The sequence below is a fragment of the Ferrimonas aestuarii genome (genome assembly GCF_005116665.1).
GTDB lineage: Bacteria > Pseudomonadota > Gammaproteobacteria > Enterobacterales > Shewanellaceae > Ferrimonas > Ferrimonas aestuarii.
Window position 1 is genome coordinate 48,632 of record NZ_SWCJ01000013.1, and the last position, 13,962, is coordinate 62,593.

The 13,962-nt window shown below is 51.4% G+C and carries 8 protein-coding genes; 2 read left to right on the forward strand and 6 right to left on the reverse strand.

All coding sequences use genetic code 11. The features are described 5' to 3' along the window. Nucleotides 1–37: 37 nt before the first annotated feature. From fba to FCL42_RS15200, 5 genes are all read right to left on the reverse strand, one after another. Nucleotides 38–1,105 (reverse strand): class II fructose-bisphosphate aldolase, encoded by a 1,068-nt coding sequence (gene fba / locus FCL42_RS15180; protein WP_136864276.1) that lies wholly within the window; start codon nucleotides 1,103–1,105, stop codon nucleotides 38–40. Between the two features lie 133 nt (nucleotides 1,106–1,238). Then, nucleotides 1,239–2,420, reverse strand: a complete 1,182-nt coding sequence (locus FCL42_RS15185) for a phosphoglycerate kinase (RefSeq protein WP_136864277.1) — start codon at nucleotides 2,418–2,420, stop codon at nucleotides 1,239–1,241. 31 nt (nucleotides 2,421–2,451) lie between these two features. Next, complete coding sequence (gene epd, locus FCL42_RS15190; RefSeq protein ID WP_136864278.1) at nucleotides 2,452–3,465, reverse strand: erythrose-4-phosphate dehydrogenase; 1,014 nt, start codon at nucleotides 3,463–3,465, stop codon at nucleotides 2,452–2,454. A gap of 163 nt (nucleotides 3,466–3,628) precedes the next feature. Continuing rightward, nucleotides 3,629–5,227 carry a methyl-accepting chemotaxis protein gene (locus FCL42_RS21720; RefSeq protein WP_169308410.1) on the reverse strand — a complete coding sequence of 533 codons (1,599 nt, stop codon included), beginning with the start codon at nucleotides 5,225–5,227 and terminating at the stop codon, nucleotides 3,629–3,631. A 563-nt stretch (nucleotides 5,228–5,790) separates the two neighbouring features. Beyond that, complete coding sequence (locus FCL42_RS15200) at nucleotides 5,791–8,157, reverse strand: phosphoketolase family protein (RefSeq protein ID WP_136864279.1); 2,367 nt, start codon at nucleotides 8,155–8,157, stop codon at nucleotides 5,791–5,793. A gap of 194 nt (nucleotides 8,158–8,351) precedes the next feature. Between FCL42_RS15200 and FCL42_RS15205 the strand changes: the two genes are divergently transcribed. Beyond that, entirely contained in the window at nucleotides 8,352–8,834 is a 483-nt protein-coding gene (locus tag FCL42_RS15205; RefSeq protein WP_136864280.1) for a DUF2947 family protein, read from the forward strand. Between the two features lie 264 nt (nucleotides 8,835–9,098). Then, a complete protein-coding gene (locus FCL42_RS15210) occupies nucleotides 9,099–10,403 on the forward strand; it encodes a PepSY domain-containing protein (protein ID WP_136864281.1) in 1,305 nt (434 codons plus the stop codon). A gap of 203 nt (nucleotides 10,404–10,606) precedes the next feature. Here the strand turns inward: FCL42_RS15210 and FCL42_RS21835 are convergent, their stop codons facing one another. After that, on the reverse strand, nucleotides 10,607–13,852 hold the full coding sequence (locus FCL42_RS21835; protein ID WP_136864282.1) for a hypothetical protein: 3,246 nt from the start codon (nucleotides 13,850–13,852) through the stop codon (nucleotides 10,607–10,609). Nucleotides 13,853–13,962: the final 110 nt, after the last annotated feature.

The window sequence follows — 13,962 nt, forward strand, 5'->3', positions numbered from 1 at the left end:
AAATGCGGGCGTTGGTGTAATCAATTCAGATAAACAGTTAGATGTTTACTTTAGGATCCAGATCACCAGCAAGGTAACGCTTATACATCGCCTGCAGAGACAATGGCTTCATTTTAGAAGCTTGACCCGCACAACCGAAGGCTTCATAACGATCGGTACAGATCTGAGCCATGGCATCCATGGACGCCTTCAGGAATTTACGAGGGTCAAACTCAGATGGATTTTCCGCTAGGAACTTACGAACCGCACCGGTTGATGCCAGGCGCAGGTCAGTATCGATGTTCACTTTACGCACACCGTACTTAATGCCTTCCACGATCTCAGATACTGGAACGCCGTAAGTTTCAGGGATCTCACCACCAAACTCGTTGATGATTGCCAGCCACTCCTGAGGAACCGAGGAGGAACCGTGCATCACCAGATGGGTATCAGGGATGCGAGCGTGGATCTCTTTGATGCGATCGATACGCAGCACTTCACCGGTTGGCTTCTTGGAGAACTTGTAGGCACCGTGGCTGGTACCGATAGCAATGGCCAAGGCATCTACCTTAGTGGCGGCAACGAAGCGAGCGGCCTCTTCAGGATCGGTCAGCAGCTGGTCGTGGCTCAGAACGCCTTCAGCGCCAACGCCATCTTCTTCGCCAGCCATACCGGTTTCCAGACTACCCAAGCAGCCAATTTCACCTTCCACAGACACACCACAGGCGTGAGCGAAAGCCACAGTGCGCTGGGTTACCTGAACGTTATAACCGTAGTCTGCTGGGGTTTTGCCATCTTCACGCAGAGAGCCATCCATCATTACCGAGCTAAAGCCCATCTGGATAGAACGCTGACACACATCAGGAGAGGTACCGTGGTCCTGGTGAATACACACGGGTACATCTGGGTACTGTTCCAGAGCCGCATTCATCAGGTAACGTAAAAACTGAGGACGAGCATACTTACGGGCACCCGCAGAGGCTTGTACGATCACTGGGCTGTCGGTGGCTTCCGCCGCCTGCATAATCGCGCGCATCTGCTCTAGGTTATTGACGTTGAAGGCTGGAACACCGTAATTGTGTTCAGCGGCGTGATCCAGCATTTGGCGCAATGAGATTAGTGCCATGAGTTTGCTCCTATTTATATGTAAGGCATCTAGGCGCACTTACTTCCAGTGCGCCATTTATATTTATTTTAAACTAAATAAGTCAGTTAGGTCATAACGCTGCCTACACTGGTAAGCAGCGTCGTTCCCAAAATCAGGCGTCTTTGGCGCGCTGTTCCAACATGGCAACCGCAGGCAACTTCTTACCTTCCAAGAACTCAAGGAAAGCGCCGCCACCGGTAGAGATGTAGGACACCTTATCAGCGATGTCGTACTTATCAACCGCTGCCAGGGTGTCACCACCGCCAGCAATGGAGAACGCATCGGAGTCAGCGATGGCGCGAGCGATGGTTTTAGTGCCCTTACCAAACTGATCAAACTCGAACACGCCCACAGGGCCGTTCCATACGATGGTACCCGCAGATTTCAGAATCTCGGCCAGAGCTTCGGCGCTGTCAGGGCCGATGTCAAAGATCATGTCATCGTCAGCCACTTCAGCAACCGGTTTCAGAGTCGCTTCGGCGCTTTCTGAGAACTCTTTGCCCACAACCACATCAGTTGGTACAGGGATATCACCGCCACGACCTTGAGCCTGAGCCGTCAGGGTGTTGGCCTGATCAATCAGGTCAGCTTCAAACAGAGATTTACCCACACCATGACCTGCTGCGGCAATGAAGGTGTTGGCAATACCACCACCCACAACCAACTGATCCACGACCTGAGACAGAGACTCAAGCACAGTCAGTTTGGTAGAAACCTTAGAGCCACCCACAATGGCAACCATTGGGCGGGCAGGGTTATCCAGCGCCTTACCCAGAGCTTCCAGCTCACCAGCCAGCAGAGGGCCCGCGCAAGCAACTGGAGCAAACTTAGCCACACCATGGGTCGAAGCTTGAGCGCGGTGAGCGGTACCAAAGGCATCCATCACAAACACGTCGCACAATGACGCGTAAGCTTTAGACAACCCTTCATCATCTTTCTTCTCGCCTTGGTTAAAGCGAACGTTCTCCAGAACCACCAGCTCACCGTCGGCCACTTCAACCCCGTCTAGGTAGTCTTTAGCCAGACGCACAGAGCAATCCAAAGCGCCGTTCAAGTAGTCAACAACCGGTTGCAGGGAGAACTCATCTGCCGGCTCACCTTCAGTTGGGCGACCTAGGTGAGACATCACCATCACTTTAGCGCCCTGTTCCAGTGCCAGTTTGATGGTTGGCAGCGATGCACGGATGCGAGCATCAGACGTTACCTTGCCCTCTTTAACCGGAACATTAAGATCCTGACGGATCAGAACTCGTTTGCCGGTTAGGCTGAGGTCTTTCATCTTAATAACGCTCATTTTCTTTCCTCTTAAAACACATAATCGAATTCTATTTCGGTGTCGACATCGCCAGACAGGTGTCCAACATACGGTTCGCGAAGCCCCACTCGTTATCGCACCACAGCAATAACTTCACCAGATGACCATCGGCCACACGAGTCTGTGTGCCATCGATGATGCAAGAGTGAGGGTCATGATTAAAATCACTGGATACCAATGGCGATTCAGTATAGTCCACAATGCCTCTATACCGTCCGCCAGCGGCTTGGGATAAGCAGTGATTAATCGCGTTGATATCGACGCGCTGACTTAAGGTCAGCGACAGATCCATGGCCGTTACATTGATGGTTGGAACCCGAACGGCAATGGCCTCTAATTTATTCGCCAGATGGGGGAGTATTCGCTCAACCCCAAGGGCAAGCTTGGTGTCCACCGGAATGATGGACTGGCTGGCAGCACGGGTACGGCGCAGGTCACTGTGATACGCATCAATCACCTGCTGGTCGTGCATCGCCGAGTGAATCGTCGTCATTGCACCGCGCTCAATACCAAACTGCTCGTCCAGCAATGTAATTACCGGGACCGAGCAGTTGGTGGTGCACGAGGCATTGGAGACGATTCGATGTTCAGGGGTCAGGGTTGATTCATTGACCCCAAACACAATGGTGGCATCGACATCTGCCGAGGCGGGATGGGAAAACAGCACCTTACCCGCGCCCGCATCCAGATGCTTCTGAGCGTCTTCGCGGCTGCTAAAGTGACCGGTGCACTCCAGCACTATATCCACGTCGAGGCGTTGCCAAGGCAGTTGTTCGATCTCAGGAATGTGTAGCAGTTCAATGGTGTCAGACCCAACCACGAGATGGTTGTCTTCAAGGCTAACTTGTTGACCGAAGCGGCCGTGGGTGGTGTCAAACTGGGTCAGGTGGGCGATGGCTTCAGGATTGGCCAATTCATTGATGGCAACGATTTGAATCTGTTCCCGAAGGCCACTTTCGTACAGGGCTCTTAAGGTAGAACGGCCAATGCGGCCAAATCCATTGATGGCGACTCGTAGGGTCATGGGCTGCTTACTTAGATCGAATAGGCGGCTATTTTATCCTAAGTTGTTCAAGATGCTATAGGGTTATACCAATTCAATTAAGGATGTGATCCGCTTGGCGCACCAAACCCTCAGGTTTAGAATAGTCAAAAGGCGGCCAAGGCCGCCTTTTTCAATCTCCGCCTTAAGAGAGGCGGTATTCACTCACCACTTGGTTCAGTTCATTGGCTTGATGACCAATGCTCTCGCCCACCTGCCCAACGGTGTCGGCGTTGGATTTCACCACATCACCCAACTCTTTAACTCGTAACACATTCTGGCTGATGTCTTCACTCACCCGAGCTTGCTCAGCCGCCGCCGAGGCGATCTCCATGCTCATGCCATTTAGCTGATCCACCTCTTGAGTCACTTGGCCTAACATCTCGTCCACTTCCACCGATTGAGTTACACACAGATCCGCATAGCGCTGGCCATTTTGGATCGCCTCAACCGCTTCTTTACTTTCATGCTGCAGGCGCTCAATCATGGTTTGAATCTGCTGGGTAGACTCCTGAGTTCGCGAAGCCAGCGAACGCACCTCGTCGGCCACCACCGCAAAACCTCGCCCTTGGTCGCCAGCGCGAGCCGCTTCGATGGCCGCATTCAATGCCAGCAAATTGGTCTGCTCAGCAATATTGCGAATCACATCCAAGATGGCACCGATCTCTTGGCTTTCACGCTCTAAACGACCCATCACCTCGCCGGACTGGCTAACGGCACCTTGGAGCGACAAGATGTTCTGCTTGGTGTCATTGAGGTTCTTCTTACTGAGATTCAGATGTTCATTGGTCTGGGTGACGTTATCCGCCGCCAACTGAGCGCTGGCGCTAACCTGAGCCACCGAAGCCACCATCTCGGTCATGGCACTGGCCATGTGATCCGACAGCGAGTACTGCTCTTCGATGCCTAAGGTGGTTTCTCCCATCTCTTTTTGCATGGTGGAAGACTGATGGTTTAGATCGCCAGACATCTGCGACAACTGGTTCAATACCGCTACCTGACGCTCACGCAGATGCTCAGCATCTCGTGCCAGCTGACCAAACTCATCCTGTTGGCTAAGGCGGATGGGATGGGAAAAATCCCCTTCCGCCATCAAGCGAAGTGAGTTGGTGACCTGATTCATCGGTTGCACCACAAAACGCCGAATCACTGCGATGCCAAAGAAGATGGCCAACGTGAACGCCACCAATAAGATCGCCACTTCGATCTGCTCCTGGCGCTCGACACTGCGATATTGCGCCTCAAGAGATTTCTGCTGGCGCTCGTTCATGTGGGCAACGAGAGCCTGCAGACGTTCCAACGGCTCTCGATCGATGCCGCGTACCACCTTATCGGTGCCGGCTGCATCCAAACCACTGCGTTGATGGTAGTCATGGCCTTCGCGGTATTTCTGCCCCATCACCTGCATCGATTTAATGAATGCAGACATCTGAGTGGCGGCATCATTGTCGAGCTGCTGCAACTGCTCCAATGACAATTTGGAGTGTTCCAACACCTGTTGTTCAGACTTCAAAAACTTCTGCCAATACTTGCCTTTGTCTTTGTCGTCATAGGTACGAACCAGCAGGTTTTTCCACTCTTGGACCATGGTTTTAAACTCAACCTGAATGGTCATCACCTGCTCGCGGGCAACGGTCTCTTTTTCAAGGAAGTGTCGATACTGATTAGAAACGACGGTTTGAGTATAGAAGGTATAACCAACGCAACACAGCAGCAAAAACATGCCGGTTAAGTTAGCGAACATTAATTTCTTACTAATATTTAATTTATCGAAAAACTGCATTCACTATCCCCAATACACATCAATTCTAATTTATCTCTATATGGGAAGCGGTATTCCACGTATTCCATGCTGTCATTAAAAATCACACCAGCCACAACAAAATACGGAGTGAATTAGAGGCATAACCCTCCCACTTCACCGCCCATCAATCACCTTCCTTAGTCGTTGATTTGCGCATTACGTCGACATTATCTCCAATACTGAGTTAATTACCACCACATTTCACAATAAAATTAAACACCCTTTTTCATTCCTTTTGTTTAAATTTAACATTTGGTTATTTATTGATCTAAAAACACCTATTATCCATGAGGACAATTATCGGAATTCACGGCCTAAAATAAGAACTTAATGACAATAACCCGCTGATAAACAGCAACAAACCAACAAATTTAATTGCATTAATTTAATAATTAAGAAAAGCGTTTTTTAGAGAAGCTTATAAAGCATATTTCACGCATAAAAAAAGCCAGTCAGTAAAACTGACTGGCTTCTCCAATTGAGTTTACTCGATTAGGAGATGATTAACGGCTCCATACCCAATCGGTGATCTCTTTAGGGTCCACACCAAACTCTTTAATGTAGTTGCGGTGGTCAACCAGCTTCTGCAGCATGTCAGTGGTAATTTCAACGTGCTGAGCGTCAGTGATAACGCCTTGCTGGAACGCCTTGTATGCCATGTCGATAACCAGGTGGTAGCGAGAGGTACCGTTACGTACACCCATGTCGAATGGAGTCGTAGTAGAACCTTCTTCAACGTAGCCTTTAACACGGCAACGCTTGATGCCTGGGTAGTTGAACAGCAACTTGTGGATGGTGTTCGGGTAGCCGTGGTAGTTGATCACAACGCCCTTATCTTCAGTGAAGAACTCATCCAGCAGAGTTGGGTTCTGGCCATACTTCAGGCTACCAACGCCATCGGAAGTCAGCTCAGAGATGTTCACGAAGCGAACCTTCAGCTTAGGCAGTAGCTCACGAATGATAACCAGAGCAGCCATACACTCTTGGGTCACGTAGTCACCACAAGAAGCCAGTACCACATCAGGGTTTTCGTCTGAAGCGAAGTCCCAAGTCATGATGCCTTCAGCTGTCTGCTTGCGAGCTTCTTCCAGAGTCAGCCACTGAGGCAGCTCTTTCTTACCGGCAACGATAACGTTCAGCTTATCGCGGTCATCGAACGCTTTCTCGGTGTAGCACAAGGTGCTGTTACCATCAGCTGGCAGGTACGCAGAGATGATGGTTGGGTGCTTCTCAAGCATGGCGCCCAGCAGAGACGGGTTCTGGTGAGAGTAACCGTTGTGATCCTGACGCTCCAGCAGCGAGGACAGTACCACGTTGCAAGAAGGAACCGGCTTACGGAAAGGTACACCTTGAGATGCGTAAACGTACTTACAGTATTGGTCACACATGGAGGAAACCACCTGTGCGAACGCTTCGTAAGTTGGGAACATACCGTGACGACCGGTTACGGTGTAGCCGTGAAGCATACCGAACAGCAGGTTCTCAGACAGAAGCTCCATTACGCGGCCATCGCGAGACATGTCGTTGTCCCACTCTTTGATAGGCCACTGCCATGCACGGCTGGTCTCTTCGAACACCGCTTGCAGTTGGTTAGAGTAGGTTTCATCAGGAGAGAAGATACGCAGGTTCTTCTGCTCGGCGTTCAGACGGAATGCATCACGCATCCACTCGCCCATTTTGTTCATGGACACGCCACGCTGACCACGGGCAGTTTCAGCGCCGTAGCTCAGCTCGTCTAGGTTAGGCTTGTTCAGTGGACGAACCACTTCACCACCGTAGGACAGAATCTGACGGCCGATGCGGAGATCTTCACGCGGGATCAGAGATTGAATCTCTTTATCGAACTCCAGCTTGCCATCTTCGCCGATGCTGTACAGCTCATCAAAGCCGTAGCTTGCCATCCACTCGTTCAGCAGACGCAGGTGCTCAGGATCTTTGGCGCAGTTGTTGATGATAACCTGGTGAGAATCGCAGTTACCTTCCAGTTTCTTACCGTCGGCTTCTTTAGTACCAGTCCAACCTTTGGCAGTGCGCATGGCGATAACAGGCCACTTAGGCTTGCACACGTCTTCGCCGCTGCGAGCGCGTTTCTGGATGTCGTTAATGATTTCGTAAGCACGATCCATGGCAGTCGCCATCTGCTCGTACACATCTTCCTCTTTCTCGTCATCAACGAACAGCACTTCATAACCAAGACCGGTAAACTCCATGCGAATCTCTTCGTCGTCCATACGACCCAGACGGGTAGGACCAGAGATCTTGTAGCCGTTGATGTGCAGAATAGGCAGAACCGCACCGGAAGTTTTAGGATCCAGCAGACGGTTAGCGTACCAAGATGCCGCCAGAGGACCGGTTTCAGACTCACCATCACCAACCAGTACTACGTTGATCAGGTCTGGGTTATCCAGAGCCGCACCGTAGCCTACTGACAGTGAGTAACCCAGCTCACCACCTTCCAGAATCTGGCCAGGGGCTTCAGGGTTTGCGTGAGATGGGTAGCCGTAAGCTGCAGAGAATTTCTCACAAATCTGCTTCATACCCGCTTCCGCGTACGGAATTGTGTCGGGGTAGAAGTGAGACAGAGAACCTTCGATAAACAGGTTAGCTTGAACCGCTGGGAAACCGTGGCCTGGGCCAACTAGGTATAAGAAAGGACGGTTGTGTTTGCAGATAAGACGGTTGATGTGAGCGTAAACAAATGCGATGCCTGGGCAGGTACCCCAGTGGCCAAGTAGACGAGGCTTAATGTCTTCGTGGGCCAAATCGCGCTGAAGTAGAACGTTCTGCTTCAAATAAATTTGCGCTACCGAGAGAAAGTTACTAGCGCGAACCAATTTTTTTAGTGCGCCGATTTCTTTCTGAGTTGCCATGTTTCGTTGCTCCCTTACAGTTGATGCCTTAACTTAACCCGATAACTGGTCAAATTTTGTGACATCGATCGAATTACGGTGAAATAAAATTACAATCTGCGTCAAAAAGTGACGTCACTTCCAAAACAGGTAAAGGCTGAATAAGCGTAGTTCATTTGCTAGAGTTGGCGGCAGAGAATTTGTTGGAAGCCAATATGAAATACAGTGACTTCAATGAGTATCCTTACCTATGGGTATTCAAACGCGAAGACATGGGAGTCGCCGAAAACGACCTGTCGCAGATTAAACCGTTAACCCCGAGAGCTGCAGACGAATTGTGGCAAAACCACATCAGCCACAACAGCAACCACTGCACCGACCTGAGAAAGGGGGATTGGGCCAGAAATCAAAACAGTTGGACCGAGCTTCTACGCTGGGATCAGGCTTTTGATAGTGACAACCCGCAGTTACCAGAAGGCACCACAGAGTTCATCGATTGGGATCCCAACACGGTGATCTGGGTCTGCTACGGCAGCGACCATGTTGTTGAAACCAACTGGGGCGTTTTCAAGCGCAACTGGAAGTGTTTCCTGTTTGCTGATGAAGCGGCGCTCATTATTGGCAAACGTCGCCAACAAGCCCTGTTCTTTGTTGACGAGACCCAACTAAAGCTGGGCAATCGCCCCAAGTCCCAGTAACCCCTATAGACGCCCCCAAGTTTCAGTCCCTCCAAGGCAGCGCCCTTCTTGCGCTGCCAACCTTAACACCCCCACTTTGGGCAATGTAAATTATGCAAACTTCATTGATTCTCATTCCCGAGAAATAGAGCCTGTTGCCACTCAAAACAACCCAAGCCTTACCCCAAACCGATTAAGTCAGCGTGCTCCAGTACGACCAATCACAGTGATCATCTATTTAATCGGGTTGGCATTAGATTAAGGCGGTAACAGGAAATCCTACCCATGTTGGCCAAACTGCATCGTTATCTTGCCGGCATTCTTGCCATTCCCCTGCTGCTGGTGATCTTCTCCGGCTTACTGCTGGCCGTTGTGCCGCTATTAACTCCCACCAATCCGTCGGCGTTTACCCCAGCGCAGATGCAACACACCATGGAGCGATTAGAGCAAGATGGGATGGTGAAATTTGCCTATGCCCTTCCTGACCACAATCTGATTATGGTGGCCTTTGAGGGCCTGCGCGGTCGACAGTTCCGCGATCTGTATACGGGCGAGCGAGGAGAGAAAACCTGGCAGATGAAACTCTCTGGTTTTGCCAAGGGGATGCACAAAGGCCTGCTTGTGGATGCCGGCTGGCTGGTGGAGATCTCCACTTGGGCGATGCTTATCATCACCATTGTCGGCTTTGTTCTATCGCGGCCGCGCTGGTCAAACACCAATATGGGGTGGCACAACAGCGTTGGCTGGGTAAGCGGTCCCTTAAGCTTGCTGGTAACCATCACAGCCTTAATGATGCTATACCAAGGCCATGGGCCGCGAGCAGGCAAGCAGGAAGCTCAGCCCAGTATGACTCTGGAACAGAGTTTTGGTCAGCTGCAAAACTATACTGTCGCCAATATGCAGATGGTAAAAACCACTCCCAATGGCTATGAACTATCGTGGAAAGACAATCAGGGTCAAGCGTGGTCATGGCAACCGGACAGCCAGGCTACACCGCAAGAAAAGCCGGTTCGATGGGCACGAGTGCTTCACGATGGTACCTTCTTTGGTAATGTCGGATTGGTGGTTTATAGCTTGCTGTCGATGATGCTGCTGGCCATTCTGTTTACTGGTTACGCCAACTGGATCGCCCGCCTGCGCCGTGATCGCAAAGGCGCTAATGCGCTGGCCGCCGATCATCTCGTTACCTACGTGAGCCAGAGCGGTCAATCGGCCAAGCTGGCACAGCAGATTGCCACCGAACTCACCGAGAAAGGCGACAGCGTTCAATTGACTTCCGCAGCCAACATTAGCGCCAAAGATCTTGCCAGCTACGGCAAGGTACATCTGCTGGTTGCCACCTGTGGTGAAGGGGAAGTGCCGGACTCAGGCAAGGCTTTGCTGGCATCCTTAGGGAGCGTTGATCTCAATGGTATTGAAGTGTCGCTATTGGGATTGGGTGATCGTCGTTTCAACCACTTCTGCGAAGCCGCTAACCAGTTCCACACCGCCCTAACCAATGCTGGAGCTACGCTACGCCATCCTCCGGTCTTGGTGGATGGCAAACCGAAAGAGCAGTGGCGAGAGTGGCTTCAAGCGAGCTTAAGCTAAGACAGCAAAAAGAAAACGCCCCAAACTCTGGGGCGTTTTTTTATACCAATTCAATTCAGGAGATGATCAACTTAGTGCGCCGAGCAAATTGTCTCAATCTAGATACTCAGTGCCATTGCTAGTGATCCTAACAGCACATTGAGCAACGAAGTGTGGCGCAATTTAAACAAGCTGTAATGACTGGATCTTTAGCTGAATAGGTACTACTGCTTCGGCCTCAATTGTCTCGCCCAGATGGCAAAGGCACGGTGCCAATCGGGAGCCGCATAAAGGTGCGCTTGATGCCAAGCAATCACCTCGATTCTCCGATCCCAAGGGGCCAAATCCACCCAGTCATAGCCCACCGCCGCCTGCTCAAACTTATCGGAGATGCCGCTGCCATCAACGCCGTAACTGAACATCGCAGGGCCGTGATACAGCTTTTCTGTTAAGGCTCTCGCCATGCACTCAAGTTCAGGGGTTAAGTCCAGCAGTTGCCTTTGATGAGCGAGCAGCACGAACCCCACATCCAGATGACCATGATTGAGGTCTTCCGGCTTTTCATAGCTTGGGCCCTTGGGCTCAAAGGCGTAGCTCCAGCTGCAATGGCCCTGCTCATGATGCTGTAAATTCTCAATAAAGAACTGCAATAACTCTGTGGCTTTCTGCTTCAGATCCTGAGCACTGGCATCATGGCGCTCCGCCAGCAGCATCGCCGTTGCCATCACCAAATTGTGGTTAAAGGGTAAGGGTTTGGTAAATAGGCCATTGTCACCAATGACGTCGTTCTTGTAGTTCACATAGTGGTAGGAACCGGCAATCGCAGCATTTTTGGTATTAGAGTAGGAGCTGTCATGACTACGTAGAATCACCAAGCTTTGCTGGAGATAGCTTTGAGCCCGCTGCTGATATTCACTCTTACCGGCAGTGAATATGTAGTCCACCACCATTAAGATACCTGAGACGATCATGCCATCATTCAATGGCTCTGAGCGCCAACCTTTGTAGCTACGGCGCCACCCTGGCACCGGAGAGCCTGGCTGATTTAAGTAGGGTTTGGGTGCCAACTGATAGGGCTGAGCCTCAATATCCAGCTCGCCCCGAGCCACACGAGCTTTATCGGTGTAGGCCAGCATGTGGTCGATAAGCTCTATCGCATAATCTAAGTAAGCATCGTCATCAAAGTTACGAGCCATCTCAACATAGGCTCGTAGCCAGTAATGCCCCTCCCAGGCAAAACGGTTGTCATCATTACCGTTAGTCACCTCTAGCAGCGGCCTTTGAATCGGATACATGCCCATAAACGCCGCATCCCACTCCAGCTTGTTGGCCAGTTGCGCCTTAGGCAGAGCAATATTGCCTCTCACCTCTAGCCAATCCGATGGCGCCACATTAACCAGCGATAAATCGGCAGCCTCTTCAGAAAGCGTCACCACCTGCCCACCTTGGAATCGGTAGTTACGTGAATTGGCTTTGTTATAGCCATCGAACAAGGTGATGCCCTGCAGGGCCCCGTCGCTGTATTGCTGCTGGTAGCGGTAGAGGCGATTCCATTGATGAGTTTTCGGCTCAATAACCTCAGCCAACCACTCAACCTGATGTAGACCGTCGGAGGCCAGCACTCGCCAAGGCTCCACTTTGATGTCCAATAACTGGGTTTGATTGAAGTCAAAACCCGTCAGTTCAAAACTCTGCCCATCCAATCGACCGCTAACACTGGTATGACTGAACCCTAAGTAATCGCTGTGACCATCATGACTAAGGAGATAGCTTATCTCTTGTGGCTGAGTCGGTAACTGATGCAACCAAGCCGTGATTCGATAACCACCGTCAGGAGCCCAGTTTTCCAACTCTCCAAAAGCATCTATGCCGTTAAAGCGAACCGCATTGGCTCCAATGCCCAATAACAGGTTACTTACCGGTTCAGGTTCGGGTTCGGGTTCGGGTTCGGGTTCGGGTTCGGGTTCGGGTTCGGGTTCGGGTTCGGGTTCGGGTTCGGGTTCGGGTTCGGGTTCGGGTTCGGGTTCGGGTTCGGGTTCGGGTTCGGGTTCGGGCAGTGTGCTGGAGCCAAAGTCTGCCTGCCAAGCTAAGATATCAAACTGCTGGGGAGATGGGTTATCTGGGCGAGCGTCTGCCGCAACAAACGCCGGCTCAGCCATGCCAAAGAGTTGCCCCTCATACCCCGACTGCCAGCGCCATATTCCCTGCGGTTCGAAACTGTAAACCCGCGAGTTATTGGCGTTGGTTTCATCAATCAACGCCAGCAGCTGAATGGCCGCTTGAGAGAAATCACTATAACCACGGCGAAATAGCCAATCGTAGCGAACCTTAAGCGGATCGATATGACTGGATGCTACCTGGTGACTCACCACTCCGTCGCTCGCTTCCAGAAGCCCTAAGGAAATTCGTAAACTTAAGAAGCCAGATTGCTCAAAATCAAACTTGCCATAGATTCCAGGGTACTTGCCGCCCCAACGCCCCTGAATCGTATCGTGAGTAAAACTTAGAAATTCGGAACTGCTGGATGAGCTCAGCAAGATAGTGCGCTCACTGGGCTTATCCGCCAGCTGAGTCAGGTAAGCCACCACTTTAAAGCTACCTGTCGGCTGCCAAGGGGGAATCTGCCCATATTGGCTAACGCCATCGAAACGGAGTGCCTGCAATGCCAATACCGATGGCGATTCTGGTGCAGGCGTTGGCTCTGGCTCTGGCTCTGGCTCTGGCTCTGGCTCTGGCTCTGGCTCTGGCTCTGGCTCTGGCTCTGGCTCTGGCTCTGGCTCTGGCTCTGGCTCTGGCAAAGTATCCTCCCCAAACCAAGCTTGCCAATCCGTTTCATTAAAGTGAGACGTATCTGGGTTGGTTGGCTGAGTCTGGGTCGGCCGCCACTGAAAACCACGAAACGAAGTTGGGGTACCGCCAAGCTCCACCATGCCAAGCTCATCATCAAAGCCGTAGGCGCGGGAGTTGTTTGGCGCGCCGAGATCCATCAATAAAACGGCAACGATCACCCCTTCGGCGTAATCGTTGTAGCCGCGACGGAACAGCCAGTCATAGGAGATAGAAAGGGGGTCGATGGCACTGTCAAACACGCTGGCGCGACGCTCACCATCGGATGCCGACAATATGCCATCGGCAACATGCAGCTCAACAAAGCCAGTCTGGTCAAAATGAAACTTACCATAGATGCCAGGGTAGCGACCGCCCCAGCGCCCTTGAACACTGGTGTGGGTATAGGATAGGAACTCATTGCTACCAGAAGCATTCAATATCACCGTGCGATCATTGGCATCGGCAGCGATACCATCAAACCACACCAATACTTTAAATTCGCCACTAGGTTGCCACGAAGGGATCTCAGCATACGCAGAACGACCATCAAGCATGACGGCATCGAAAGCATGGACTTCGGCAACGCAGAGCCAAAGGCTCACGACAAACTGGCTACACCACAACACCATCGATTTAAGCATCTACGACAGCCCTACTCTCAGGTTTAGGCGTCCTGCCGTGACAATTCCTTTATCCCAAAATGAATACCACAAAGAGTAAAAAGTGTAGAAGGGGCTGATACCACCGCCAG

Excerpts from the sequence above, each read along its gene's own strand:
- fba (WP_136864276.1), bottom strand. The coding sequence starts at position 1,105 with ATGGCACTAATCTCATTGCGCCAAATGCTGGATCACGCCGCTGAACAC.
- FCL42_RS15185 (WP_136864277.1), bottom strand. The coding sequence starts at position 2,420 with ATGAGCGTTATTAAGATGAAAGACCTCAGCCTAACCGGCAAACGAGTT.
- epd (WP_136864278.1), bottom strand. The coding sequence starts at position 3,465 with ATGACCCTACGAGTCGCCATCAATGGATTTGGCCGCATTGGCCGTTCT.
- FCL42_RS21720 (WP_169308410.1), bottom strand. The coding sequence starts at position 5,227 with ATGTTCGCTAACTTAACCGGCATGTTTTTGCTGCTGTGTTGCGTTGGT.
- FCL42_RS15200 (WP_136864279.1), bottom strand. The coding sequence starts at position 8,157 with ATGGCAACTCAGAAAGAAATCGGCGCACTAAAAAAATTGGTTCGCGCT.
- FCL42_RS15205 (WP_136864280.1), top strand. The coding sequence starts at position 8,352 with ATGAAATACAGTGACTTCAATGAGTATCCTTACCTATGGGTATTCAAA.
- FCL42_RS15210 (WP_136864281.1), top strand. The coding sequence starts at position 9,099 with ATGTTGGCCAAACTGCATCGTTATCTTGCCGGCATTCTTGCCATTCCC.
- FCL42_RS21835 (WP_136864282.1), bottom strand. The coding sequence starts at position 13,852 with ATGCTTAAATCGATGGTGTTGTGGTGTAGCCAGTTTGTCGTGAGCCTT.